Raw genomic sequence first — 26,160 nt, forward strand, 5'->3', positions numbered from 1 at the left:
TCAGATGGCGGGCGGGCTATCGGGCAGGTGGGAGCGGGAAGGTTCGGCCGGTGACGGATCCAGCCGCCTCAGCACTTCGTCGGTCATGCGTTCGCAGCGGGAACCGAGGAAGGGAAAAGCATCGGTGAGGGTTGTCGCCAGGGTGTCGCGCAGGGCCGCCCGCAGTTGCCGGCGAGCGCGATGCAGCCGGGTCTTCACGGTTTCCTCGCGCAGGTCGAGCGCGGCGGCGGTTTCCTCGACCGTGCACTCCTCGATTTCGCGCAGGACGAACACGACGCGGAACGGTTCGGGCAGCCCGTCGATGGCGCGCTCGACCAGGACGCGGATCTGCGCGCGGGTGGCGGCCGCGGCGGGATCCTCGTGGCCAAAGCGGGACGGGAACGCCACCACCCGCTCGTCGTGCTGCGCGGCCTCGATCTGTTCCACGCCCACCGTCGCGCGGCGCTGGCGCAGGCGTCCATAGGCGGCGTTGAGCACGATGCGGGTCAGCCAGGTGAGCAGCGAAGCCTCGCCACGGAAACCCTCAATCTTCTCGTACGCGTGCACATAGGCCTCCTGGACCACGTCCTCGGCTTCGGCGTCGTCGTTGACTACGCCGCGCGCGACCCGGAACAGGCGCTGGTTGCAGCGCCGCATGACCTGGCGGAACGCGTCGCGGTCGCCACGCTGGACCCGGGCGACCAGGGCGGCATCGTCCAGGGCGGCATAGTCCACGGCCAGTGGCGTATGAACAGGGCTCATGCGATCTCCTCTCTTACCCATCGGATGCGGCAGGGGCGGCGAGGTTCCCGCGGCACGGGCGCCAGGAAGCCAGCGGCATTCTGCGCCGAGGGACCGGATGGGAGTGTGGAGGGAGGTCGGGTCGCGGAGAGGCGTTCTGCCCACCGAAAGAGCCGGTACGGCAGCGGCGTCGCTACAGTACATCTTCCACCGGCACCTGACCCGGGGCTGCGACGGAAATCCCCCATGCCAAGGCATACTGCGCGCCATCGCACTCCCTGCCCGAGAGGCCTCGTGAACGCACGTCTCCGCCGGTTCGCTTTCGCGCTGTTCGCGTTGTCGTTGCCTCTGTCTGCCGCCGAACCTTCGACTCCGGTCGAGCTGCGCCTGTGGCGGCTGGATTGCGGGCAGCTGTGGACCTACAACCTGGACGAGATGTCCGATACCCGCGCCTACGTGGGACAGAGCAAGCTGTTCGTCGGCAGCTGCTACCTGATCCGCCACGGCAACGACTACCTGCTGTGGGATACCGGCTTGTCGCGCGAGTATCTGGGCAAGCCGTTGACGCAGGGCAAGGAGGATTCCACCGCGCTGGCAAGAACCGTGGTGGACCAGCTGGCGCAGATCGACGTGAAGCCGGCGCAGATCTCGAAGGTGGGCATCAGCCACTACCACTTCGATCACATCGGCCAGGCGGCGGAGTTTCCGCAGGCCACGCTGCTGATCGGCGCGGGCGACTACGCGGTATTGGGCACGCCGGGCCATGAGGAGCGGACCAGGCGGTTCGCGCCGTGGCTGGGCAAGGACGCGAAGGTGGAGAAGGTGCGCGGGGATCTGGATGTGTTCGGCGACGGCAGCGTGGTGATGCTGGATCTGCCCGGACACACGCCGGGCCACCACGGCCTGCTGGTGAACCTGCCCAGGCGTGGCCCGGTGCTGCTGTCCGGCGATGTGGTGCATTTGCACGAGAACCTCGATACCCGTGGTGTGCCATCGTTCAATACCGATCGCGCGCAGTCGCTGGCTTCGATGGATCGCTTCGCCAGTCTTGCGAGGAACCTCAAGGCGACGCTGATCATCCAGCACGAGGAAGCGGATGTGGGGAAGTTGCCGATGTTCCCGGAGGCGGCGGAGTAGGGGCGTGACTCTGTGCCGCAGGGACGACGGCGTCGCGGAAGTTCCCTGAAGTCTCGGGACACGAATACGCCGTAAGCTTGCGCTCTCTTCGAACCAATCCTTGGAAGGAACATGCGGCTGAAACTCTCCCTCGCCTTGACCATCCTGCTCGCCATCACCCCCGCGCACGCCGCCGACAAGTCCCTCGAAGGCGCCTGGGAACTCCAGGGCGGCGAGTACGTCACCGCGGACGGGCAGACGAAGAGCTATGCGGAGATGAAGTTCAACGGGCAGAAGGTGCTGGCCGATGGCCGGTTTTCCTTCACCATGCAGTCCGGTGACAAGTTCTGGGCGGGTGGGGCTGGCCGGTACGCGGCTGAAGAGGGCCAGTACACCGAGACGCTGATGCAGCGTTCCTTTCCCGCGGAGGACAGTGGCGTGTATTCGTTCCGCTATCGCGTGGACGGCGACGTCTGGCGATTGGAGCGGTGGAAGGACGGCAAGCGGGTCGAGTTCGAGGAGTGGAAGAAGGTCCGGCCCTGAGGGGAGGCGGCGTTTCGCCGCCTCCATGAGGTTGCATCACCTGTCGCCGTCCGGTTCGGCCGGAGCTTGTTCGCGCGTTCCCGCCATGCTCGCGAACACGCCGTCGCGCCGCACCCAGGCGTGATACAGCGCGGCCGACAGGTGCAGCAGGACGGTGGCGAAGAGCAGGCGGGCGCCCCAGCCGTGCGCATCGCGCAGCCAGGCATAGACGGCGGGATCCGGCGCCAGCAACGGCGGCAACTGCACGCCGCCGAACAGCACGATCGGATAGTGGCCCGCCGACAGCATCGCCCAGCCGACCAGCGGCATCGCCAGCATCAGCGCGTACAGCAGCCAGTGCGAGGCGAGTGCGGCCATGGCCTGCCAGCGCGGCAGATCCGCCGGCAGCGGCGGCGGGCGGTGACGCAGGCGGTGGATCAATCGCCAGATCGCCAGCAGCAGGATCGCCGCGCCAAGCGGACGGTGCAGGGCGATCAGCCAAGGCCGCTGCGAAACCGAGGCGACCATCGCCACGCCGATGAACAGCATCGCCAGGATCATCAGCGCCATGGTCCAGTGCAGGAGGCGCGCGACGCGGTCGAAGGAAGCGGGGCGGATCATCGGGTACCTCCCTTGCCGGCGGCTTCGGGCGCATGACCACGGCCGATTTCGCGTTCGCGGCGATTGAACGATTGCGAATACACCGCCGAACGCGCGGCCAGGATCGGATCGTCCGAGCCGCGGATGCCGGTCGGCAGGATCAGCGGGTCGTAGTTGATGTCGCGGCAGGCGCCGGTGGCCTGCGGCTGGGCGGCGGTCAGCGAGAGGGTGCCGGCGACGACCTGCCGCCGGTTTTCGGGCCAGGGCTGCGAGGGATCGTTCACCGGGTCGCCCGGTTCGGCGAGCGTCAGCACGAGATCCCATTGCAGCGGTCCTTGCGCGAGTCGTCGGGAGAGGTCCTCGGCGAGGAAATCGGCATCGGCCTGCTTGCGCTGTTCCGGACTCAATGGCGCGAACGGAAGATGCGGGCGCATCGACCAGCGCACCGCGTGTTCACTGCCGTCTTCGGCGATGAAGCGGAAAGCATTGACGCCGTTGTACTGGGTGTTACCCCAGCTGTTCGACCATGGCGCCGACTTGGCCCAGACCTGGAACTTGCGTGCTTCCGGGTAGCGTTCGGCGAAGGCGGCCATGCGCGCGGGATCCGGTTTGCCGGTGGCGGGATCCGGCCGCGAGGCAAGCGTCTGCGCGTGAAAGCCTTCCGGCGTGGCGACCACGAAGAACGGAAAGCTGTTCATCGCGGTGCGCCATTGCTGGCCGTCGTCGGTGCGCAGCAGCAGCGCCATGCTGCGCACGCGCGCCTGTGCATCGGCGCCGTGCGGATCGCCGCCGCCGATCGACATGCGGCCCAGCACCGGCGTCTCCGCCTGGCGGAACACCCGCGCCGACGACAGCGCGGCGGCCTGGCCGGAACTGCGGAACACACCGGTCACGCACACACCTTTGGCGTGGGCGCGGCGGAAGCCGGGATGCGACGGGCCGCCGGCTTCGATGGCGTTGGTCATCGCGGACGCGGTCAGGCGGGAGGCGCCGCCCAGCCAGCCGGCGGTCCAGGCGAACGCGGCGGCCAACGCCGCGGCGATCGCGCCGATGGCCAGCAGCGGCCACCAACGACGGGCATTGGCCCGGGGAGGCGGCGGGGAAGGACTTTGCACGGCGGGCTCCTGGTGACGGGACTGGGGATCAGACGCCGCTGGCGGCGGATTTATTCCCGAATCTTTTTCCGGAGAGGGATGGAATAATCCGGCCTCGGGTGCGTCTTACCCCACGACCCGTTCCGAAACGATGACGATGGATGCTTCCGACGACCCGCGCCTGAGTGCGCTCCTGCCCCGGCTGCGGCGCTTCGCGCGCTCGCTGGCCGGCGATGGCGCGGACGACATCGTGCAGGCGGCGCTGGAACGGGCGTTGCGGCGCTGGGATTCGCGCCGGGACGAGGAGGCGTTGCAGGCATGGCTGTTCGCGATCGTCTACCGCCAGTTCGTCACCGAGCATCGGCGCGCGCGGCGCTGGCAGCGGGCGCTGGAGCTGTTTGGCGCCGAGCCGGTCGAGATGGCGCCTTCGCCCGAACGCATCCACGAGGGACGGTCGGTGCTGGCCGCGTTCGCGCGCCTGCCACCGGATCACCGTGCACTGTTGCTGCTGGTCAGCGTGGAAGGTTTCAGCTATCGCGAGGCGGCGGACATGCTCGGCTTGCCGGTGGGCACGGTGATGTCGCGGCTGTCACGCGCGCGCGAAAGGTTGCGCACGCTGACCGATGAAGACGCGCCGGCGGCGCGCACCCTGAGGGTACTCAAATGAATCGATGGTCTCCCAGCGAAGAGGAACTGCACGCCTATATCGATGGGCGGCTGGCGCCGGAACGGCGCGAGGCGGTGCGGCAATGGCTGCGCGAGCATCCCGGGCAGGAGGCCAGAATCGATGCGTGGAAGCGCGACGCCGAGACGCTGCGCGCAGGCTGGGCGCGCGATCTGGAGGCATCGGTTCCACCGGCGCTCCAGCCGCATCGGTTGCGTGCCGGTTTGCGCCGCCAGCGACGCGCGCGGCTGGGCATGGCCGCCAGTTGCCTGCTGGCGTTGGGCATGGGTGGCATGGCGGGCTGGCAGTGGCGCGATGCGCGGCTGGCCAGCGAACAGTTGCCGATGGCCGATGCGGTGGCGGCGTATCGCCTGTTTGCCGGCGATGGCGATGCGATGACGGGCGAGATCGCACCGGATGCATTGCAGGGATGGCTGCGCACGCATTTTGGCCCGGCCGGCGAGGTGCCGGATTTGCGTACGCAGGGCTTCCGCCTGCGTGCAGGCCGGTTGCTGTCCACGTCGGAAGGCGCCGCGGCGATGCTGGTCTACGAAGATGCGGACGGTGCGCGCATCGGCCTGTACCTGCGTCCACGAACACCGCGCAACGTCACCGGCGAGCGCCGCGACGGCCGCCTGCTGGCGCAGTACTGGGCCGAGGGTGACACCGCGTTCGCGCTGGTGGGTCCGGCCACGCAGTTGCGGATGCGCGAGATTGCGCCGTTGTTGCGGGGTGGGTGAAGTTTGGGTTGGGGGCCTGCGCCAAAGGCAAATCCCCCTCAATCCCCCTTTTTTTAAGGGGGAGGAAAAAAAGCTGCATCGTAGTGGAGGGCACTGGCTCTTCAGCCCCCTTCGGAGAAGGGGGCGGGCAGCCGCGAAGCGGGTGACGGGGGATTTGCTTTTTGCGCCAAGAGCGAATCCCCCTCGGTCCCCCTTTTTCAAAGGGGGAGGTAAAAAACTGCATCGTTGTGGAGGGCACTGGCTCTTCAGCCCCCTTCGGAGAAGGGGGCGGGCGCCCGCGAAGCGGGTGACGGGGGATTTGCTTTTTGCGCCAAGAGCGAATCCCCCTCGGTCCCCCTTTTTCAAAAAAGGGGGAGGTAAAAAAACTGCATCGTAGTGGAGGGCACTGGCTCTTCAGCCCCCTTCGGAGAAGGGGGCGGGCAGCCGCGAAGCGGGTGACGGGGGATTTGCTTTTGGCGCCAAGAGCAAATCCCCCTCAATCCCCCTTTTTAAAAAAGGGGGAGGAAAAAGCCGCGTGGCCGTGGATACCGCATGCTCTTCATCCCCGCAGAAGTGGGTAGGCACCTCGAAGTGCGTACTTGTGCGGTGGCAGGCGGGTTCCCAAGAATGCCGCTCCCCACTCGGTGCGGCGAGCCGCACAAGGATGCTCCCATGGCCCACGTGCTCCACGTCAGTGCCTCGCCCGGCGGCGAGGCTTCCCGTTCGCTCGCCCTTGCCGACGCCTTCCTCGATGCCTGGCGACAGGCGCATCCCGCGGACACGCACGAGACGGCGGATGTCTGGAACCTCGAACTCCCCGAGTTCGACGCGTCGATGATCGCCGCCAAGTTCGCGGTGCTGCGCGCGCAGAACGCGACCGCCGGCCAGCAGGCGCAGTGGGACCGCGCGGTGCGCGTCTCGCGGCAGTTCAATCGCGCCGAGGTGTACGTGTTCAGCCTGCCGATGTGGAATTACGGCCTGCCCTACCGGCTCAAGCACTACATCGACATCGTGACCCTGCCGGGGCAGAACTGGCGCTGGTCGCGTGACGAAGGCTACCAGCCGCTGCTGTCCGGCAAGCGCGCCTTCCTGATGTACTCCAGCGCCGGTGATTTCTCGGAAGGCGCCACGCCCCAGTACCAGGATTTCCAGAAGCCCTACATGCGCCAGTGGCTGCGCTTTCTCGGCATCGAAGTGGCCGGCGAAGTGGCGCTGGCGCCCACGTTGACGGATCCGGATAACCTGACGCGGATACGCGAGGACGCCACCGCACGGGCAAGGGCGCTTGCCGCCCGGTCATGAACCGGGCGCAAGCGGGCGTTCGGCCACAGGTTATTCCTCTTCTTCCTCCGCCGGCTCGCGGTCGCGGCGGGGATCGGGTTGCGGTGCGGGATCTTCGCGCCCGGCCAGCGGGCGGGACAGTGGGTTCGTTTTCATGGAAGGCTCCGTGATACGCGGCGCGCTGCCGCGCGCAGCAACGCTGCGCCGGGCGCCATGAAAATCCCGTGACCTGAGGGCGCCCCATGCCTCATGTTCTTGTAACCGCGTGCTGCCTACGGTGGTCAGGTCCGCAACGATAGGAGAGATCCGATGATCATCGAAGAGATCATGACCCGCGACGTGGCCACCATCCGTCCGGAGCAATCCCTGCTGGATGCCGCCGAGCTCATGCGCAGCCGCGATGTCGGCAGCCTGCCGGTGCACGAGAACGATCGCCTGATTGGCATGATCACCGATCGCGACATCGTGGTGCGCGGCCTCACCGACAACGACGTCGCCGGCAAGACCGTGCGCGATGTAATGTCCGAGGAGGTGATGTATTGCCGCGCCGGCGATCAGGTCGAATCGGTCGCCACCAACATGGCCGACCTGGAGATGCGCCGGTTGCCGGTGGTGGACGACCACAAGCGGCTGGTCGGCATCGTGTCGCTGGCGAACATGATGCATTCCAAGCGTTCGGCCGCGCAGACGATGGGGCGCGGTGTGGCGACGCCGCATTGAGGCCTGCCTGGAAGCAAGCCGGGCAAGCGGGCTGTCAACGGCGCAGGTCGCGCAGCACGCTTTCCAGGTTGAAGGCGAGGCCTTCCTGATCCGGGCCGGACGGTGCGAGTTCGGCCCGGGCCGCGGCGCGCATGAAATCGTCGCTGACGTTGTAGGCGCCGCCCACGGTTTCCACATGCGCGCCGAAACGATCATCCCGCGCGGCGCGGCCGAGCAGTTCGTTGAACGCCAGTACGCGCAGGATCAGCGAATTGCGTTGATCGAAGTCGAGATCCCAGCTTTCCACTTCATCGGCGAGACGGTCGCTGGCTTCTTCCACGTGTACACCCACGCCGGCGCCGTCCAGCGGCGCATGCAGGGCGGACTGGAAGATCGCCAGGGCCTGGCCCAGTTGGTCCCCGCGGACGGGGGGAAAATGGAAATCGTCGTCATTCATCTCGGGCGCGCGTTCTGGATCACTGCATGCACCACCAGGTGCCCAGCACCAAGGCAAGCAGCGAAATCAGGGCGAACAGGCTGAGGACGAAAAAACGGGTCGCGCGAAGAGAGCGGTGGGCCACGGGCAGTTCCTGTAACGGAAGCTGCACGGAGGCTCCGGGGACACGGCAGGGGGGACCGAGTGCGGATTCAGGTTAGCTCCTCCCGCGTTAATGCGGCGCATGCGCGACCTTCGGCCGCCCGGCGCGGGGGAATTTGACGCTTCCGCACCGCTCCGGGGAGCGGACACCAAAGCGTCATATTGGTTACCTAGGATGGCCCGAGGCAGGTATCGAACCTTGGGTCCAGAGAAGGTCAAACGCACCGGAAAGGTGACCCTTGCGCCTGCCCTGATCCTTTCGGGAGTACTGGCGATGGCTGCGGCTACGGCTTCGTTGGCGCAAGGACGCGTTGCGCCCTGCGACGTGAAGGAAGAACCGGTTCCCGAACGGTCGGCGTCGTCCTGCGCGGGCGGCGACTTCGATTTCGACATCGGTCCGCAGCCATTGGATCGCGCCATCGAGGCCTTCGGCGATGCGACCGGCCAATCGGTCATTTACGACAGCAGCCTGACCGCCGGCGTGGTTTCCGCCGGCGTGCGCGGGCGTTTGGGCGCGGCCGACGCGCTTGCGCGGATCCTGCAGGGCAGCGGCCTGCGGACGCGCCAGGTGGGACAGGGCGCGCTGGTGCTGACGCGCGATCCGGAAGCCCCGGCGGTGCCTGCGCGCGATCCGGCCTGGTACTACGGCGAAATCCAGCATCGCCTGGGCGAAGCGTTCTGCCGTCGAAGCGAACTGGCCGAAGGGCGGCATCGTCTTGCCCTGCAACTGTGGTTCGCCGCCGACGGCAGCGTCGCGCGTTCCCGCCTGCTGGAATCCACCGGCGACGCGGCGGTCGATGCGGCGGTGCGCGAGGCGATGGACGGTCTGGCGCTGGGAGCACCGGTGCCGGCGCAGGTGGCGCAGCCGTTCACCCTGCTGGTGCTGCCGCGCGCGGCCGGCTACGGGTGGGCCTGTCCGGCGCCCGGGATACGGCCATGAGCGCGGTGGAGGCGGCGGCGGCGGGCCTGCAGCAGTTCCTGGTGCTGCGTTATCACGAACTCAAGCGGCGGCTGGTGCAACGTCTGGGATCGGACGAAGTGGCCAGCGACGCGCTGCAGGAGACCTGGGTGCGCCTGTCCACGCGGCGGGTGGCCGATACCGTGTCCGATCCCTGGCACTACGTTTTCCGGATGGCGGTGAACGCATCGATCGACCTGCATCGCTCCGCCAACCGGCAGCTCAGTGCGCGCGAGGTGGACGACTTGCTGGAACTGGCCGACCCGGCGCCCGGTCCGGCCGAGGCGGCGGCCTCGCAGGCCGAACTGGAAGCCCTGGTCCGGGTGATGCGGGAACTCCCGGAACGACGCCGCAACATCCTGCTGGCGGTGCGCGTGCAGCAGCTGACACAGCCGGAAGTGGCGCGCCGGATGGGCATTTCCCTGCGTCTGGTCGAACTGGAACTGCAGAAAGCCCAGGCCTACTGCGCGGCCCGGCTGGGCCGTTGACGCGCGCGGCGGGAAGCGCCCCGGATCACGCCGGGAAGGCCTGCCATGCGGGATTGGCCATCCAAATCGGTCTATTGTCTGACAGGCACCGTTGGCCATCCCGGCCAGGGCGGTCCGCCGGGTGCGGGCAAAGCGCGGCATGACATTCACGAACGACGACAAATCGAAAAAGCGGCTGCGGCATGAGGCGGATGCCTGGGTGCGATTGCTGGCGTCGGGCCGGGCAACCGACGAGGACGCGCGCGCATTGCAACGCTGGCGTGCGCAAGGACCGATGCACCGGGCCGCGTTCGAGGATGCCAAGCGGTTGTGGCGCGATTTCGGGCCGGCCGGCGAGCGCCTGATCGCGCAGGCGGCGGCCAACGCCGCGCGGCCGACGGGACCACGCATGAACAGGCGCGCCTTCCTCGGCGGCATGGCCGCGGCGGCGTCGGTGGCCGGCGTGGCGTTGCTGGCGGAACACCCGCTGCTGGGCGGCTGGACGCCGATATCGGAGTGGGGCGCGGATTACCGCACCGCCACCGGTGAACAGCGCACGGTGCGCCTGCGCGAGGACGTGGTGCTGGCGATGAACACGCAGACCAGCATCGAGGTGCAGCGCCAGGACGGCAGGATCGACGGGATGACGCTGCTGGCGGGCGAGGCGGCGATCGATGCGATGACCGCGACCGGCGGACTGTTCCGGATTTCGTCCGGTGCCGGAAGGATCACCGCGGAGCTGCCGGCCAGGCTGGAAGTGCGCCGCGTCGGCGAGCGCACCTGTGTCACCTGCCTGCGCGGCAGGGTGGCGGTGCAACTGGGCGACCAGCAGCGCACGCTGGCCGCGCGCTACCAGGTGGACTATGGCGAAGACGGACTGCAGGCGGTGCGCGCGATCGAGCCGGAACAGGTATCGGCCTGGCGGGACGGCGTCATCGTATTCCGCAACACGCCGTTGCCGGACGCGATCAGCGAGATCAACCGCTACCGTCGCGGCCGGGTGATGCTGGTGGACAAGGCGCTGGAAGGACGGTCGGTCAGCGGGCGCTTCCCGATCACCCGGATGGATCTGGCGATCACGCAGATCCAGCAGGCCTTCTCGGCCCGCGTGACCACGCTGCCCGGCGATATCGTCCTGCTCGGTTGAGTCGGGTTGCGCCGAGCGCCATGCCGCTCCGTTCGCGCTGACGCGCCGGCAGGCGCATTCAGGAACCTTGACGTTCACCCTCGCGTGCACGTCGGACGCATCGGAGCTTTGCGGGTTCGTCCGACAACGAGCGTCGTGAAGAAGGAAAGCCATCGATGGCACACGCCATCGTCCCCCTCTCCACGGAGCGTCCCGCAGTGCCCAAGCAAGCGATTGCCCCTTCACGTCCCGCGTTCCGTACGCATCCGCTTTCGCGCGCGATCGGCCTGTTCCTGCTTGCCGGCGGTGGCATGGATGCCGCCCTGGCGCAACAGGCGTTCAGTTCCGCCTGGTTCGCCAACAAGGCCGCGGTGCAGGGCGCGGTGGGTTCCACCGGCCGCTTGCCCAACGGCGCGCCCGCGCCGCTGCGTCCGACCGGACCGCAGCAGCAATCCCAGGCCGCGCGTGACCGCCTGCAGCAGTCGATCAACAACCTGGGCGTCGCCGCGCAGGCCATCGCGCTGCGCCAGGCCTTGCAGCAGCAGGCGCGGCAGGCCGCGCTGGCGCGCCCATCCGACGTGCCCGATGGCCTGGGCGAGGGCGGCCTGAAGATCGACGAGGAGGCGCTGACCCGCGGCTGGCACAACGCCAAGGATCCCACCCAGCAGGTGGCCGACGGAAAGACCACCGTCACCATCGAACAGACCGGCAGCAAGGCGATCCTCAACTGGGAAACCTTCAACGTCGGCCGCAACACCACGGTGAAGTACGACCAGCAGGCCGACTGGGCGGTGCTCAACCGGGTGAACGATCCGCTGGCGCGGCCTTCGCAGATCCAGGGACAGATCGAAGGCGCCGGCACGGTGCTGGTGCTCAATCGCAATGGCGTGGTGTTCGACGGCAGTTCGCAGGTCAACGTGCGCAACCTGGTCGCGGCGGCCGCGCACATGAGCGATACGCAGTTCCTCGGCAACGGGCTGTATGGCGCCAACGGCGCGCCGAGTTTCACCGATGCCGGCGGCGCGGTGAAGGTCGAGGCCGGTGCGCTGATCCGCACCCGCGAACCGCAATCGGTCACCCAGGGCGGTGGCTACGTGCTGCTGCTGGGGGGCGAGGTCGACAACGCCGGGCAGATCCTCACCCGCAAGGGGCAGACACAACTCGCCGCCGGTGACAGTTTCGTCATCCGCAAGGGCGCCGGCACCGAAGGCAACCAGGCATCGACCACGCGCGGAAATGAAGTCGCCGCCCTGCGCGACGCGGCTTCCACCCATACGGGCCGGGTCGTCAATACCGGCCTCATCCAGGCGCGCGAAGGCGATGTCACCCTGGCCGGCCACGAGGTGCGCCAGGCGGGCGTCGCGGTCGCGACCACCACCGTCAACGCGCGCGGCACCGTGCACCTGCTCAATTCGGCGGGCGACGCGGAAGGCTCGGTGACGCTGGGCGAAGGCGCGCTGACCGCGGTGCTGCTGGAGGACGATGGCAAGACCACGGCGCTGGACAGCCAGCGCGATGCGCTGATCGCCGAATCGGAAAAGCTGGACGCGTTGCGGATGCAGACCGACCCCGGCGCGTTCGACAACTATTCGCGGCTGTCGGATCGACGCGACCAGTCGCGGGTGGAGATCGTCTCCGGCGGCGACGTGAACTTCGAGGGCGATTCGCTGACGCTCGCCACCGGCGGCCAGATCGCGGTCACCGCCGGCAATCGTGCCCAGGCCGATGCGGGCGCGCGACTGGACGTGTCCGGCGCGGTTGGCGTGAAGGTGGCGATGGAAAGCAACACCGTGCAGGTCAACGTGCAGGGCAACGAACTGCGCGACTCGCCGCACAACCGCGATGGCGGCAAGCTGCAGAACAGCACGATTTGGGTCGATCGCCGCGATCTGGTGCTGGTACCGGCCGGCACCGGCGGCTATGCCTCGGATCGCTGGTACGCCGCCGGCGGCCTGCTGGAGGTCAGCGGCTGGCTCAACAACCAGGGCCACGGCATCGGCGAGTGGGCCGCGCAGGGCGGCACGATCACCCTGGGCGGCAAGGAGGTGATCACCCGCGCCGGATCGCAGATCAACCTGTCCGGCGGCGCGCTGGACGTGCAGACCGGCTACGTGCAGCAGACTTGGCTGCGCGATGGCGACGGCCGCCTGCACACGCTGCAGGATGCGCCGACGGAGTTGATCTACGCCGGCGTCTACCAGGGCTACGAGGTGGATCACGAGCGCTGGGGCGTGCAGGACGCCTACCTCAATCCGATCATCGCGCCGCGCCAGCGGCTGGAGAACGGCTACACCGTCGGCCGCGACGCCGGCCGCCTGATCGTGGATGCGCCGACCGTCGTGCTCGAAGGCGATATCGAGGCCAAGGTGTTCGAGGGCGAACGGCAGACCCGCGCGCGCGACGCCGTGGACGGCTACCGGCAGGCGCAGAGCGCGGTGGCGCGTTCCGGCGAACTGATCATCGGGCGGGTCAATGCGCGCGGGTTCGATGCGCCGCATGCCAGCCGGGTGGTGATCGGCGACTTCGACGATGTCGCGACGGGCGAACCGGACGCCGCGCTGCCGGAGGACCGCATCGGCACCGTGCTGCTGGACGCGGACCGGTTGAACCGCAGCGGCCTGGGTGGGCTGACCCTCACCAGCGCCGATGCCATCCACATCGATGCCGATCTGTCGCTGGCCGACGGCGGCGTGCTGGATCTGTCGGCGGCCGAAATCGCCATCAACGCCGATGTCACCGCCCGCAGCGGCAACGTGAAGGCCGACAACGTGGTGGAGGTGGCCACGGTTGCCGAGCCAGCGTCCACCTTCCTGTTGCGCGAGGACGGCAGCGCGGACTTCACCCTGGGCACCGGCGCGACCCTGGACCTGTCGGGCACCTGGCACAACGGCCTGCTCGACGGCGCCGGTGCGGTCTCCCTGGCGCATATCGACGGTGGTGCGCTGTCGGTGCGGATGGTGGCGGGCTCCATTCGCCTGGAACAGGACAGCCGCGTCGATCTGCGCTCGGGCGCAGCCCTGCATGGCGACGGCAAACTGAGCGGCGGTCGTGGCGGTGACCTGAGCCTGATCGCCAATGACGATCGCGTCGCGGTCACCGGTGAGGGTGTGCTGGATCGCCCAGGGCGCGAGCTGGTGCTGGATGGCGAGATCCTGGCCGCGGGCGTAGCCGGCGGCGGCACCCTGACCCTGCAGGCGCCCACGCCGGTGGTGTTCGGTACGGATGCGGTGCTGGAAAGCGGCGTGCTGGAACCGGGCACGCGCCTGCCGGCCGATGTGGTGCTGGGTGAAGCGGTGACGATCGGGATCGGCGGACGCCTGCCGGTCGATGCCTCCACATCGGTGACCACGGTGATTCCGGATCGGCCGTTGCCGGCGGTGACGGTGGATACCGGCACGCAACCGGAAGTGGTGCTGGCCGGCGAGTGGACGGTACCCGAGAACGTGTGGGTGAACGTGGACGGCAACTGGCTGACCGGCGGCACCGTGCTGCCGGCCGGCACGCGCATGCAGTTCCTGGCCAACACGACGATTCCGGCGGGCACGGTGTTCCCTTCGTCGGTGTTCCCGCAGGGGTTCGCGGTGTTTCCCTATGTGCTGACCATGCAGGCCGGCGAGATCGCGCCGGTCGCGGTGACCGTGCCGGCGGGGCAACTGCTGCCGCGCGGTACCTGGTTCGATCAGGCGATCACTTTCGACCCCGCGCTGAAGCTCGACGCCGGACTGCTGCGCAGCGGTTTTGCCGACTACCGCATCGGCAGCCGGGCCGGGCTGGTGGTGTCGGAAGGCACGGAGCTGGCCGCCGAAATGCCGCTGCTGCGCCCGACGGCCGACGCATTCCTGCGTCCCTCGGACAGCGCGCTGTCCGAAGTATTGGCGGCATGGACGCCGCCGGTGGTGGCGGAAGACCCGACCGCGGGCCGGCTGCGCCTGCGTGCCGGCGCGGATTTGTCGCTGCACGGCGCTTCGCTGGAGGTCGGCGAGGGCGCGCACATCCGCGTCGATCCCGGCCACCACGTGCGCCTGGCGGCCGCGCGTCAATTGGTGATGGACGGAACCATCACCGCATCCGGCGGCGAGATCTCGCTGCTGAGCGCGCCCATCGGCGTGTCCGGCAATCTGGCCGCGGGCGGAACCGGCGTGTCGCTGTGGGTGGGCGAGAACGGCGCGCTCGATGTCGCGGGCCGTGCCTGGACCGCGCGTGACGCGGCGGGTCGGCGTTACGGCCTGGCCCAGGATGGCGGCGCCATCCGCATCGGCCTGGAGGAATACGGCATCGACGTGAAGGACGTCCCCGGCACCTCGCGCGCGATGGTGGTGATCCGCGAGGGTGCGCGGCTCGATGCTTCCGGCGCGGCCGCCACGGTGGATCTGGCGGAAGGACTGCCGGTACTCGCACGTCCGATCACGCTGGCCGGCGACGGCGGCCTGATCCAGTTGGGATCGCAGGCCGGCATCCTGAACGATGGCGAATTGCGTGCGTCCGCCGGCGGCGCGGGCGCGGCCGGCGGTCAACTGAACCTCATTCTGGAAAACCGCGAAGGCAACGGGCACGAGGGCGTGCGAACGCTGACCGTGAGCCAGACGCGGGTGCGGAGCGGGCTGGCCGACGACGCGGTGGCGGGCGATGCGTTCGCGCCGGAGGACTACCTGGGTGCGCGCATCAGCGCCGAACAGATCGAAGCCGGCGGGTTCGGCACGCTGGATCTGTGGAGCCGCGACGTGATCTCCTTCGAGGGCGATGTCGACCTGGCGCTCAGCCAGCGACTGGCGCTGCGCCGCGGGTTGTTGTCGGTGGCCGAAGGCACGCCCGAGGCACGGGTGACGCTGTCGGCGCCGCATGTGCTGTTGGTGGGCAAGGTCGACATCCCGGTGACGGCACCGGATGTTCCCAAGCCGGGGCTGGTCAACACGATCGGCAGTGCGTATCGCGACTATTCCCCGGGATCGCGCAATGACGCAGCGCTGACCATCCAGGCGAACCTGATCGATGTGCGGGACGCGGTGCAGTTCGGCGGCGCCGGCCAGGTCTTCCTGGAAACCGCACCGAACAGCTGGACGCCGGTGGCCGTGGATCGCTTCGGTTTCGATCAGGTCAACCTGGTCAGCCAGGGCGATCTGCGTTTCGGCGATGGGTTGCTGTATACGGGCGGCGATCTGAACCTGACCGCGCGCCAGATCTATCCGACGACCCATGCCAGCGCGGAGGTGGCGGCCGGCGTCAGTTTCGACAACACCGGCAAGCACTTCGATCCCGAGCGCACGCTGACCATCCGTGGCCTGGGCGATACGCCCGATGCGCCCTTCTCGGTATTCGGATCGCTCGCCCTGCGCGCGGCCAACATCGATCAGGGTGGCGTGGTGCGCGCACCGCTGGGCCGCATTGTGTTCGGTGGCACGCCGGATCCCGACACCTTCCTGGTCGATCAGCAGTTCCATGTCCTGCTGCGCGAGGGCAGCCTGACCTCCACCAGCGCGGCCGGCCTGCGCATGCCCTACGGTGGCACGGCGGACGGACTGCGCTACCTCTACAACGGCCAGGTGGTGGAGTTCGATGACCTCGCGGCCCTGGATGGGGACGGCAGTGACAGCGCCAGCAGCGGGACGGTCGATGCGATCGAGCGTGGCGTGCTTATGGGGCAGGTGACGCTCACCGCGGAGGCCGGTTCGGTCATCGACGTGTCCGGAGGTGGCGAACTGACCGGCGCCGGCTTCTTCACCGGTCGCGGCGGCTCGGTCGACATCCTGCGCACGCCGCTGGCCAATGCCAATCCGGCGAACGGCTTCAGCGATCCCGATGCCGAGGTCTACGCGATCGTGCCGTCGATGCCGGGCCAGTATGCGCCGGTCTCGCCCGATGCCGGCGCGGGTGCGCCGCGGGTCGGCCAGCAGATCACTTTGACCGAAGCGGTCGGCGGACTGCCGGCCGGCACCTACACGTTGATGCCCTCGACCTATGCGCTGTTGCCGGGCGCGTTCCGGGTGGAGCTGGCCGGGGGCGCGAGCCGCGAAGCCGCCGCGGTGACGATGCCGGGCGGAACGTTCCGCGCCAGCGCCTACCTGGGCATCGCCAACACAGACATCCGCGATGTCCTGCCGACCACGGTGACGCTGATGTCCGGCGAAACGGTGCGCCGGTTCTCGCAGTACAACGAAACCAGCTACGCCGATTTCGCCATCGCCGAGGCCGCGCGTTTCGGCACGCGCCGCCCGCGCCTTGAGCGCGACGCGCAGAGCCTGCACCTGGACTTCGCCCGCGCCGTCGGCGAGGCGATGGACTTCAAGGGCCAGGTGCGGATGGCCGGCGAAGGCGACGGCGCGGACGGCAACCTGTTCCTGACTTCGCTCGGCGCGCTGGAAATCAAGCAAGCCGGCCAGGCCGCGACAGAGGGTTTCTCTTCCGTAGACAGCGAGGATCTGGCCGGTATCCAGGCCGGCATCCTGACCGTGGGCGGCACGTTCTCGCTGGTCGAAGCCACGGCAGCTCCCAGCCAGGGCAGTTTCGCGCTCGGTCCCCGCGTGGTGTTCGAGAGCGGCAAGGGCAAGGTGGCGGTACGCGATGGCGCGCAACTGCGCGCGGATCAGATTTTCCTCACCAGCGGCGAGCAGGTGTTGGTCGAAGGTGGCGCGACGCTGGAAGCACGCGCCACCGATGGCCTGTTGCTGGATTCCAGCCGTGGCTACGTGTTCTCCGACAGCGCCAATGGCGAACAGGCCATCGGCGGCGCGGTGCTGGCGGTGTCCGCCGGCGACGTGCGCTTCACCCCGCCGACGGGCGCCAACGCGGACGCGGGCATCAACCCCAACGCCATCCGCATCGGCGACGGCGCGGTGCTGCGGTCACCAGGCACGCTGGCGTTCTCCACCAACGGCGAACTGGCGCTGGGCGATGCGGAATACAACGCGCGCTACTTCGCGCTCACCGCGCCGAGCCTGCACATCGGCACCGATGCCGCCTTCGCGCGGGCCGAGGAAGCCGGCGCGATCGGCGATGGCGTGCGCCTGTCGCAAACGCTGCTGGAACGCCTGATACATCCGTCGGCGGGCCAGCAGGCGGTGGAACGGGTGTCGTTGAGCGCGGGCAATTCAATCAATCTGTTCGGTGAGGTCGATTTCGATCTCGGCCGCGCCAGTGGCGACGCGGACACCCAATTGTGGCTGGAAACACCGGCGCTGTATGGCTGGGGCGAGACGGACGAAACCGCGCGGATCGCCGCCGGCACCGTGGTCTGGAATGGCCTGGCCTCGGGCCTTGGCACGCCGGCGAGCCCTTACGCCAGCGCGGCGCCCGGTGCGGTATTGGCCGGCGGTGCGGGTACCGGTGCGGGCCGGCTGAGCATCGAGGCCGAGCGCATCGAATTCGGCTATGCGCCCTATGCGCGCGGCCAGGACCAGGTTGAACTGGATCGGCTGGCGCTGGGTTTCGCCCGTGTGGATCTGCGCGCCAGCGAACGCATCACCGCCAACCATCGCGGCACGCTGTCGGTGTATGCCAGCGGTACCGACGCCGACAGCTACACCGGCGGCGACCTGCACCTGTCGACGCCGGTGTTGACCGGCGCGGCGGGCTCGTTCATGGCCTACCGCGCGGGCGGCGCGCTGACCGTGGACGCGCCGGCCGGCGCGCCGGCCTACGATCGCGCGGACTTCAACGAACTGGGCGCGGAAGTGCGCCTGTCCGGCCAGCGCGTCAACGTCGATACCGCGGTGGCGCTGCCGAGCGGCCGGCTGGTGCTGGAAGCGGAGGACGGCATCGCCCTGGGTGAACGCGCCACGCTGGATCTGGCGGGCCGCACGCTGAACTTCTTCGACGCGCAGCGGCACAGCTGGGGCGGCGACCTGGTGATGGAGGCGGAGAACGGCGCGATCACCCAGGCCGCCGGTTCGCGGATCGACGTGTCCGCGCAGGGCAACGACGCCGGCACGATCCGTATCACCGCCACCGGCGCGGAAGGCCGGGTGGCGCTGGATGGGCAACTGCTCGGCGGCAGCGATGGCGCCCACCTGAGCGGCGGGATCGATGTGCGGGCGCATGTGCTGCCGGATTTCGCCGGCCTGAACGCACGCCTCAACACGGGCGGGTTCTTCGAGGCACGTGGTTTCTCGATCGGTACCGGTGATCTGGTGATTGGCGACGAGGTGCGCGCCCGCCAGGTATCGATTGCCGCCAATGGCGGCAGCCTGACCGTGAACGGACGCATCGACGCCAGCGGCGCGCAGCCAGGCGACATCCGCCTGGCCGCACGCGATGACCTGGTGCTGGCATCGACGGCGATGCTCGATGCGCACGGCACGCAGTTGCAACTGGATGGCCACGGCGCGGTGATCGACGCGTCCAACCGGGGCCATGTCGAACTCACCAGCGCGGCGGGCCGGGTGTCGCTGGAGGACGGTGCGCGGATTGATCTGAGCACGCCGGACGGCATCGCCCGCGGACAACTGGATATCAACGCGCCGCGGCTGGGCGCCGATGACGTCGCGGTGGATGCCGCGAGCGGCGTGGACATCCGTGGCGCGGCGAGCATCGCGGTCAACGCGTTCCGCGGATACGTCGCCGAGGACGGCACGGTGGATCAGACGCGCCTGGACGCCATCCATGCCGACAGCGTGGCGTTCATCGATGCGGCGCTCGGCAACGAAGCGCTCGCCGCGCGCCTGCAGGGCCTGTCCAGCCATGGGGATGCGTTCCACCTGCGCCCCGGCGTGGAAATCCGCAGCGGGACCGCCGAGGGTGATCTGACGGTCACCGGCGATATCGATTTCTCCGGCTACCGCTATGGACCGGATGCGGACCCCGCGCTGCGCGGTAGCGGCGAGCCCGGCGTGGTGGTGCTGCGTGCCGGTGGCGATCTGCGGGTCAACGGCAGTATCAGCGATGGTTTCGCGCCACCGCCGGTCACCCCGGACGACGATGGTTTCTCGCGACTGCGGATGCTGCTGGCCGGCGGGCAGGCGACGGAGGGCGAGATCAGCTTCGAAGCACCGTTCAATCCCGACTTCGGTGATTTCTGGTTCCTGTTTCCTGGCGCCATGACCGGAGCGGACCTGCCTTTCGTGGAATCGGGCTGGGTTACCGATGGATTGGGCGCGTACTACGGGCCGGGTGATCAGATTCCCGGCATGCTTTACGGCACCATCACTCTCGGTGCCGGTACCCGCCTGACCGCGGTCGATCCGGTCAATGCCGACATCGCGTTGCAGGAACAGGTCGAGCGCCGCAACTGGGCGGCGGCGCCGATGCTGGAAGCCGGCATGCAGTCCTGGTCGATGCGGCTGGTCGGTGGCGCGGATCTCGCCGCGGCCGACAGCCGCACGCTGGCCGCCGCCTCGCAATTGGGCGGACGTGGCGACGTCATCCTCGACGGACCGGGCAAGGTCGGCCCGTTGCGCCAGCAATCCGCGCTTTCGGTCATCCGCACCGGTACCGGCGATCTGGAGGTGCTGGCCGGCGGCGACTATGTGCAGAAATCCCTGTTCGGCGTGTACACCGCCGGTACCCAGGTCGCCGGTGCGGAGGCCTGGGATCAGGAGCGCGCGCGGCTGGCCGACGGCACCGTGCTGGGCTTCGGCAACGAAGCCTATGAGGCCACCCTGGCCGCGCGCCGGATGTACTTCACCACCGGCGGTGGCGATCTGCAGCTGTCCGCGCAGGGCGATGTGCGCGGTTTTACCGAGTACGGGCAGAACAGCGGTACCGGTATCGGCAACTGGCTGTGGCGCCAGGGCGGGGAGGAACTGGGCCAGTCGACCGCATGGGGAATCAACTTCGGCCAGTATGTCTACAACCCGACAACGTTCATGCTGGAGTTCGCCGGATTCTCCGGAATCGGCACGCTCGGTGGCGGCAACGTCCGGGTAAGCGCGGGCGGGGACATGGGGGCAAGCGTGAGCCAGAATCCCGCCCAGATATGGACCAGCAACGAGGCGCTGGCCATCGTGGTGGGCGGCAGCGGCCGTTTCGACGCGCAGGGCCACCAGATGCAATCGGGAGGTGGCACTCTCAGTGTGAGTGCCGGTGGTCGTGTCAACACCGGGCTGCTCGATCCGAGCACGGTCGGGGGCTTCGGACGGACCGCCGGGCTGGTGGCGAATCTCCGCGGAGACACCCGCCTGCAGGCCGGTTCGATCGGACAGTCGTTGGTGAATGGCTATGGCGTCAACCGGCCTGGCGATCCCCGAGCGGTAGATGTGCAGATGCCGTCGGCCTACTTCGGCTATTCGTCGCTGGTCCTTGCCGTCGGCGACGGTCGGATGCAGGTGAAAACCCTGGGTGGCATGCAAGTGGCGACGGGCGTCGATTTCGGCCGCGTGGCACTCAATGGCGGGGCTACCCGGGTTCCGGGCGCGGAAGCGGGAACCGACAGTGCCATAAGCTCTTTCAGCCTGTGGACCAATCGCAGTGGCCTGGATCTGTTCACCGCCGGTGGCAATCTGCTCCAGTTCCAGTCGAGCATGCTGGGCGGCGGCACGACTCAATACGACGCTGGCCGCTTCGGCGCGACAGCGGCCGCTGGCTCGATCGTGCTGGAAAACCTGTTGCTGGCGCCATCGCGTGAGGGCCGTCTGGAACTGCTGGCGGACGAACATGTCATCGGCAGGGCGGCGATGTCGAGCGCGTCCATGGACAGTATTGCGACGCCGGAAAGGCCCTTGTGGGTGCGAGGCGCACTCGAAGAGCTGGGCTCGGGCGTGGCGGGGGTCACCTCCAGCAACCTTGGCGCGGAAGTGGCGGACGTGGAACTGATGGAGGGCAGCGCGGCCTACAACTGGCAGACAGGCGGGCGGTTGTTCGCATTCGCGCCGGACACGGCCAGTGATCTGCATGAAGGCCAAGCGCCATCCTTCCGGATCTACGCGCTGACCGGCGACATCGACGCCGACATTGGTCGCATATACCGGGATCTGTATGGAACCCGCACCTACTACCTTGCGGCCGGGCCCGTGCAACTGCGGGCCGGGCGGGACATCCTGGCCGGCAGCCATGTGCTGCTCAACAACGATGCCAACGACGTGTCGCTGGTGCGTGCGGGACGCGACATCCTCAACACCAGTTTCCGCATCGCCGGACCGGGCCTGCTGGACGTCGCGGCTGGACGCAATATCTATCAGACGTCCGTCGACGATCCCGTCTCCAATCTGCCGGATCTGAATCTCGGCGTGTTCCGCAGTCTGGGCCCGGTGGTCGCCGGTGACGATCGGCCGGGCGCGGGCATCGTGCTGTCGGCGGGAATGGGGGCGAAGGGGCCGGACCTCGAAGGCTTCGCCGCGCGCTATCTGGATCCGGCCAACATGGCCGACCCGGCACGGCCGTTGGCGGACCAGCCGGACAAGGTGGTCCGCACCTACGAACGCGAACTGGTCGAGTGGCTGCGCGAGCGCTTTGCCTACGAGGGCAACACCGACGCGGCGCTGGCCTGGTTCCAGGCGCTGCCGGTGGAGCAGCGTGGCATCTTCCTGCGCCAGGTCTACTTCGAGGAACTGCGTCTGGCCGGACGTGAATACAACAACCCTGACAGCCGTCGTTTCCAGAGCTACCTGCGTGGCCGTGATGCGATTGCCAGCTTCCTGCCGGGCATGGCCGAAGGGGATGATCCGGGCAGCTACCAGGGCTCGATCGTTTTCAGCGAAGGCGCCGGCGCGCATACCGATTTCGGTGGTGGCATCCAGGTACTGGCGCCCGGAGGCGGGTTGACCCTGGGCGTGGATGGCGTCGCGCCGCCGCCCACCACCGGCCTGTTGACCCAGGGCAACGGCGACATCGAGGCGTTCACCCGCGACAGCGTGCTGCTGGGCCTGTCACGCGTGTTCACCACCTTCGGCGGCGGCATCACCCTGTGGTCGGCGCGCGGCGACATCAACGCCGGCCGCGGCGCCAAGACCACCGTGGTGTACACGCCACCCCGCGTGGTTTACGACGATCTCGGCAACGTCAGCCTGTCGCCGCAGGTGCCCAGTTCCGGCGCGGGCATCGCGACCCTGAATCCGATTCCGGAAGTGGCGCCGGGCGACATCGATCTGATCGCGCCGCTGGGCACCATCGATGCGGGTGAAGCCGGCATCCGCGTGTCCGGCAACGTCAACCTCGCCGCGTTGCGGGTGGTCAATGCCGACAACATCCAGGTGCAGGGCAAGGCGACCGGATTGCAGACCGCCGCGGCGGTGAACGTGGCGGCGCTCAGCACCGCCAGCGCGGCGGCGACCCATGCGGTGCAGGCCGCGCAGGACACCGTGCGCCGGCAGGCGCAGCAGTCGCGTCCCTCGATCATCAGCGTGCAGGTGCTCGGCTTCGGCGACAGCCCCAGCAGCAGCGCACCGTCGCCCCGGGTTTCTCCCGGCGCGGTGACGCAAACCGGCTACGACCCCGGCAATGCGTTCCAGGTGCTCGGCAACGGCGCGCTGGGCGAGGCGCAGCGCGCACGCCTGAACACCGCTGAGCGCAGCCGGCTGGATCAGCCCTAGCGATCAGTCCTGCATGGGCGTCAGGGACGATGCCCGCCGGACCGCGCAGGGGAAGTACGCCGGAACGCGGACAAGATGCGGACAACACCACCCGGTGTCCGCGGGCGCATCGCAGCGAGACGCGGTGCATCGGACTTCATGGCAGAGGAGGCACATGCAGATGGACAGGCACGCACAGGGGGAATCATGAGTGACGCATTCGTGAGCGTTTACGAGTTCCGCAAGCGGCTCGAGCAGCACATGCTCCACGCCAGGCAACCCATGGTGGTATCGCACGGCGGCATGCCGATTGGTTACTTCATTCCCGCCAAGGTCTGGCACGACCGCGCCACGGTCGAGGTATTCAACGAGCTCATCTCCGCCATCCTGGAGATGAGCGGATACGACGAGGCGGACGTCAAGGAGGCGATCGAGTCGTACACGTCGGCCAACGCGGAGATCACCCGCGAGCGGATGCTTCGCCATCTGGCGCGCGTGCATCCGGAAGCGATGCAGAAGACGGGAAACATTGCGAAACGGTGACGGTGGGTTCACCGGAACGACACCGTAGTTTCTTCGCGCGGGAACAATGCGGGCGCAGGCTTGAACCTGCCGCCCGTGGTCACGGGCGGACAGGCAACCGCGCACGATTCGATGCGCGGTTGTTTCCTTCCTCGCCATGGTGATCCTTCTCAAAAGGAGTTCTCGTTATGCGTCGTTCCAAGTTCCTGCGTGTCCGTCCGCTTGCCGTCGTCGCCTTCGCCGCGATGACCGTTGCCGGCTCCGCCGGTGCTGCCGATCTGTTTGGCGGCGGCGCCACCTTCCCGGTGCAGTCCTATGTGGGTGACAACTTCCTGACCACCGTCCCGGTTCGCGCGCGCCTGTCGCGCAACACCACCAACACGGTGGCCACCACGCCGATCGCCACCCTGACGCCGCCGGACACCCTGTTCGCCCGTTTCGCCTCGGGTACCGGCAACAAGATTTCCTACTGCCAGACCGGTAGCGGCACCGGCAAGACCGTGCTGATTGGCGTGGGTTCGGTGATCAACGCCAACGGCGAGTGCGGCAACTACCAGTCCGGCACCAGCCCGGCCGGTTTCAGCGGCACCGCCGCCGCGCCGAACTACATCGGTACCGATTCGCCGATCAGCCAGGCTGACGTGACCAGCTTCAACGGCGGCCCGCGCGCGGCGCGCGAGCTGTGGCAGATCCCGACGCTGGCCGGCGCCATCGCGCTGCCGAACCACTCGGCCCTGGGCTTCACCAACCTCACCACCGAGCAGGTGTGCCAGATCTTCTCGGCGCGCGTGACCAACTGGTCGAGCATCCCGGGCTCCGGTTCGACCGCGGCGATCCGCGTCGTGTACCGCGCGGATGGCAGCGGCACCAGCTTCGCCTTCACCAGCTATCTGGCGACCGCCTGCAATGGCAAGTTCAGCATCCCCGCCGGTTACTTCAAGCCCAACCAGAGCTTTGCCGCGGCGGTTCCGGCGGCTGGTTCGGCGGCGCCGTTGTATGCCGCCTCGGCGGCCGTGTCCGGCAACCCGGGCGTGGTGACCTCCGTCGTCTCCACCGCCGCGTCGATCGGTTACGCCGATTATCCGGAAGTGGACGCGCAGGGCGCCGAGTTCCCGACCGTCAACAGCGCCAGCCCGGCCGCGCTGCCGGCGTCCATCAGCATCTCGGCGCCGCTGTCCGGTCAGGTGCTCAATGCCAGCAACGCGCCGGTCGCGGTGACCGGCATGGCGAACCCGGCCTGCCTGCGCCTGATCAGCCCGAGCACGATCCCGGCCGGCGTGACCTATCCGATCCTGGCGTACACCTACCTGGCCGGCTATCGCAACACCAATGGCACCAGCACCACTGCGCTGCGCGATCTGCTGGGCTACTTCCTGGCGACCCAGGCCAACCGTCCCGCTCCGCCGGCCGGTTTCGCCTACCTGGATGGCAGCGCCACCTACCGCAGCTCGGTCCAGAACACGATCACCACCTGCGTCCTCTGATCCACGCAATCGAAAGACGCCGGTAAGCCGGCGTCCTTCCACACCGGCGGCGGGGAAGTATCCCCGCCGCTTCCATGAGCGGAACAGCATCGAGGAACCAACACATGCATACCAACAGCGTAAAGAGTGCGATCCGGAGAGCCACGATGGTGTTGTTGGCGCTGGCCGCCTGCCTGGTCGCAGGACAGGTGTTCGCGCAGCAGAGTGATGATCCGGAACATTGCGGCACCATCACCCATTACCCGGGCGCGGTCACCGTGGTGGGCAAGGCGTGGGGCAACGCCACCCAGGGCGACTTCCGCATCTGCAGCACCACTTATCAGTGCGGTGCCAACGCAAAGTCGGCCGAAGTGTTCGGTGTCGGCTACAGCAGTCACGTCGAGGGCGTGATCGCCACGGAGAACTACGCCGCCGCCAGCGACGGTACCGAAGCGATCCTCGCCAGCTGTGAGGCGATCAGCAAGGATCCGGGCAAAGTGCGTTCCTGCATGGCGCAGAAGCAGAGCTTCCAGCTGCCGACGTCGGTCGCCGAGCAGGCGAGCTGCACCGTGGCGGTGGGTGCTCCGGCCAAGGGATGGACCGCTGCCTCCGCCACCTGCTTCTGCGAAGGCTGATACGGAAAACAGGGATTCGTGCGGCGTACGGGAGGCAATCGGGATCCCGGCGCGCGCATCGGGATGAAACATGTCCGTGTGGCCCCGGCCGGTATCCGCCGCCCGGGGCTTTTTTGCGTGCTTCTCGCGGGAGCGCGCATGGCGGGTTTTCGCACGGCTGACGCCCTCGCGCGATCGCGGCCGAATATGACAGCACTGTCATAAAAATGTTTGCGGATCCCCACGGCTGCATGCGTCTAGAAAACAGAGACGAGTGGAATGCGCGTCGTCGCATCCACCACGGCCATTTCGCTTCGGGTGAACAAATCGATGGATGGATCAAGAGCAGCATCCGCGCTCGCGCGGATCGTATGCGTGCTGATGGTGGGAACCACCGCGCAGGCGCAGGACGCCCCGCCCGCAGCCGAGGCACCGGAGGCGCCGAGCGCGCCGGGCGGAGCGGGTCAGCGGGTGAGCATCCAGGAGTACCGGGTGCGCGGCAACAGCGTGCTGGCGGCGCGGGAGATTGAGCAGGCGGTGATGCCGTACCTGGGCCCGGG

At 68.3% G+C, this 26,160-nt stretch carries 18 protein-coding genes; 14 read left to right on the plus strand and 4 right to left on the minus strand.

Annotated elements, in window-relative coordinates; all coding sequences use genetic code 11:
- The gene (locus tag FHW78_RS19680) at positions 1-741 is read right to left on the minus strand and encodes an RNA polymerase sigma factor (RefSeq protein WP_183645045.1); all 741 of its coding nucleotides are present in this window, start codon (positions 739-741) and stop codon (positions 1-3) included.
- A gap of 273 nt (positions 742-1,014) precedes the next feature.
- Between FHW78_RS19680 and FHW78_RS19685 the strand changes: the two genes are divergently transcribed.
- The gene (locus FHW78_RS19685) at positions 1,015-1,857 is read left to right on the plus strand and encodes an N-acyl homoserine lactonase family protein (protein ID WP_218533997.1); all 843 of its coding nucleotides are present in this window, start codon (positions 1,015-1,017) and stop codon (positions 1,855-1,857) included.
- A 111-nt stretch (positions 1,858-1,968) separates the two neighbouring features.
- Positions 1,969-2,379 carry a hypothetical protein gene (locus FHW78_RS19690; RefSeq protein ID WP_183645051.1) on the plus strand — a complete coding sequence of 137 codons (411 nt, stop codon included), beginning with the start codon at positions 1,969-1,971 and terminating at the stop codon, positions 2,377-2,379.
- A gap of 36 nt (positions 2,380-2,415) precedes the next feature.
- On the opposite strand, the gene FHW78_RS19695 is transcribed toward FHW78_RS19690, so the two are convergent.
- Positions 2,416-2,979: a cytochrome b gene (locus FHW78_RS19695; RefSeq protein WP_183645054.1), complete on the minus strand. Its 564-nt coding sequence runs from the start codon at positions 2,977-2,979 to the stop codon at positions 2,416-2,418.
- On the minus strand, positions 2,976-4,073 hold the full coding sequence (locus FHW78_RS19700) for a catalase family peroxidase (RefSeq protein WP_183645057.1): 1,098 nt from the start codon (positions 4,071-4,073) through the stop codon (positions 2,976-2,978). The genes FHW78_RS19695 and FHW78_RS19700 overlap by 4 nt, the downstream gene beginning before the upstream one ends.
- 136 nt (positions 4,074-4,209) lie before the next feature.
- On the opposite strand from FHW78_RS19700, the gene FHW78_RS19705 reads away from it, so the two are divergent.
- The 4 genes from FHW78_RS19705 (at position 4,210) to FHW78_RS19720 (ending at position 7,436) form a co-directional block, all read left to right on the plus strand.
- A complete protein-coding gene (locus FHW78_RS19705) occupies positions 4,210-4,719 on the plus strand; it encodes an RNA polymerase sigma factor (protein ID WP_183645060.1) in 510 nt (169 codons plus the stop codon).
- Complete coding sequence (locus FHW78_RS19710; protein WP_183645063.1) at positions 4,716-5,456, plus strand: anti-sigma factor; 741 nt, start codon at positions 4,716-4,718, stop codon at positions 5,454-5,456. Before FHW78_RS19705 ends, FHW78_RS19710 begins: the two co-directional genes overlap by 4 nt.
- A 651-nt stretch (positions 5,457-6,107) precedes the next feature.
- Positions 6,108-6,737, plus strand: coding sequence for an NAD(P)H-dependent oxidoreductase (locus tag FHW78_RS19715; protein WP_183645067.1), 630 nt, complete (start codon positions 6,108-6,110; stop codon positions 6,735-6,737).
- A 288-nt stretch (positions 6,738-7,025) separates the two neighbouring features.
- A complete protein-coding gene (locus FHW78_RS19720) occupies positions 7,026-7,436 on the plus strand; it encodes a CBS domain-containing protein (protein WP_183645069.1) in 411 nt (136 codons plus the stop codon).
- 34 nt (positions 7,437-7,470) lie between these two features.
- On the opposite strand, the gene FHW78_RS19725 is transcribed toward FHW78_RS19720, so the two are convergent.
- A complete protein-coding gene (locus FHW78_RS19725) occupies positions 7,471-7,872 on the minus strand; it encodes a hypothetical protein (RefSeq protein WP_183645072.1) in 402 nt (133 codons plus the stop codon).
- Positions 7,873-8,287: 415 nt separating this feature from the next.
- Between FHW78_RS19725 and FHW78_RS19730 the strand changes: the two genes are divergently transcribed.
- The 8 genes from FHW78_RS19730 to FHW78_RS19765 all read left to right on the plus strand — a co-directional run.
- Positions 8,288-8,953, plus strand: a complete 666-nt coding sequence (locus tag FHW78_RS19730) for a secretin and TonB N-terminal domain-containing protein (RefSeq protein WP_183645075.1) — start codon at positions 8,288-8,290, stop codon at positions 8,951-8,953.
- On the plus strand, positions 8,950-9,459 hold the full coding sequence (locus FHW78_RS19735) for an RNA polymerase sigma factor (RefSeq protein WP_183645078.1): 510 nt from the start codon (positions 8,950-8,952) through the stop codon (positions 9,457-9,459). Before FHW78_RS19730 ends, FHW78_RS19735 begins: the two co-directional genes overlap by 4 nt.
- A 139-nt stretch (positions 9,460-9,598) precedes the next feature.
- The gene (locus tag FHW78_RS19740) at positions 9,599-10,585 is read left to right on the plus strand and encodes a FecR domain-containing protein (RefSeq protein WP_183645081.1); all 987 of its coding nucleotides are present in this window, start codon (positions 9,599-9,601) and stop codon (positions 10,583-10,585) included.
- A 197-nt stretch (positions 10,586-10,782) separates the two neighbouring features.
- Positions 10,783-23,022: a filamentous haemagglutinin family protein gene (locus tag FHW78_RS19745; RefSeq protein ID WP_183645084.1), complete on the plus strand. Its 12,240-nt coding sequence runs from the start codon at positions 10,783-10,785 to the stop codon at positions 23,020-23,022.
- A 186-nt stretch (positions 23,023-23,208) separates the two neighbouring features.
- Positions 23,209-23,544, plus strand: coding sequence for a hypothetical protein (locus FHW78_RS19750; RefSeq protein WP_183645087.1), 336 nt, complete (start codon positions 23,209-23,211; stop codon positions 23,542-23,544).
- Between the two features lie 167 nt (positions 23,545-23,711).
- Complete coding sequence (locus FHW78_RS19755) at positions 23,712-25,007, plus strand: substrate-binding domain-containing protein (protein WP_183645090.1); 1,296 nt, start codon at positions 23,712-23,714, stop codon at positions 25,005-25,007.
- Between the two features lie 104 nt (positions 25,008-25,111).
- On the plus strand, positions 25,112-25,621 hold the full coding sequence (locus FHW78_RS19760) for a hypothetical protein (RefSeq protein WP_183645093.1): 510 nt from the start codon (positions 25,112-25,114) through the stop codon (positions 25,619-25,621).
- 354 nt (positions 25,622-25,975) lie between these two features.
- A partial coding sequence (locus FHW78_RS19765; protein ID WP_221189085.1) for a hypothetical protein occupies positions 25,976-26,160 on the plus strand: 185 nt, incomplete at its 3' end.

Origin of the sequence: Pseudoxanthomonas sp. OG2 (assembly GCF_014192765.1) — a bacterium.
GTDB classification, from domain to species: Bacteria; Pseudomonadota; Gammaproteobacteria; order Xanthomonadales; family Xanthomonadaceae; genus Pseudoxanthomonas_A; species Pseudoxanthomonas_A beigongshangi.

What these genes read in the sequence shown, in the direction of transcription:
- FHW78_RS19680 (WP_183645045.1), bottom strand. Translation starts at nt 741, where the DNA reads ATGAGCCCTGTTCATACGCCACTGGCCGTGGACTATGCCGCCCTGGAC.
- FHW78_RS19690 (WP_183645051.1), top strand. Translation starts at nt 1,969, where the DNA reads ATGCGGCTGAAACTCTCCCTCGCCTTGACCATCCTGCTCGCCATCACC.
- FHW78_RS19695 (WP_183645054.1), bottom strand. Translation starts at nt 2,979, where the DNA reads ATGATCCGCCCCGCTTCCTTCGACCGCGTCGCGCGCCTCCTGCACTGG.
- FHW78_RS19705 (WP_183645060.1), top strand. Translation starts at nt 4,210, where the DNA reads ATGGATGCTTCCGACGACCCGCGCCTGAGTGCGCTCCTGCCCCGGCTG.
- FHW78_RS19710 (WP_183645063.1), top strand. Translation starts at nt 4,716, where the DNA reads ATGAATCGATGGTCTCCCAGCGAAGAGGAACTGCACGCCTATATCGAT.
- FHW78_RS19715 (WP_183645067.1), top strand. Translation starts at nt 6,108, where the DNA reads ATGGCCCACGTGCTCCACGTCAGTGCCTCGCCCGGCGGCGAGGCTTCC.
- FHW78_RS19720 (WP_183645069.1), top strand. Translation starts at nt 7,026, where the DNA reads ATGATCATCGAAGAGATCATGACCCGCGACGTGGCCACCATCCGTCCG.
- FHW78_RS19725 (WP_183645072.1), bottom strand. Translation starts at nt 7,872, where the DNA reads ATGAATGACGACGATTTCCATTTTCCCCCCGTCCGCGGGGACCAACTG.
- FHW78_RS19730 (WP_183645075.1), top strand. Translation starts at nt 8,288, where the DNA reads ATGGCTGCGGCTACGGCTTCGTTGGCGCAAGGACGCGTTGCGCCCTGC.
- FHW78_RS19735 (WP_183645078.1), top strand. Translation starts at nt 8,950, where the DNA reads ATGAGCGCGGTGGAGGCGGCGGCGGCGGGCCTGCAGCAGTTCCTGGTG.
- FHW78_RS19740 (WP_183645081.1), top strand. Translation starts at nt 9,599, where the DNA reads ATGACATTCACGAACGACGACAAATCGAAAAAGCGGCTGCGGCATGAG.
- FHW78_RS19750 (WP_183645087.1), top strand. Translation starts at nt 23,209, where the DNA reads ATGAGTGACGCATTCGTGAGCGTTTACGAGTTCCGCAAGCGGCTCGAG.
- FHW78_RS19755 (WP_183645090.1), top strand. Translation starts at nt 23,712, where the DNA reads ATGCGTCGTTCCAAGTTCCTGCGTGTCCGTCCGCTTGCCGTCGTCGCC.
- FHW78_RS19760 (WP_183645093.1), top strand. Translation starts at nt 25,112, where the DNA reads ATGCATACCAACAGCGTAAAGAGTGCGATCCGGAGAGCCACGATGGTG.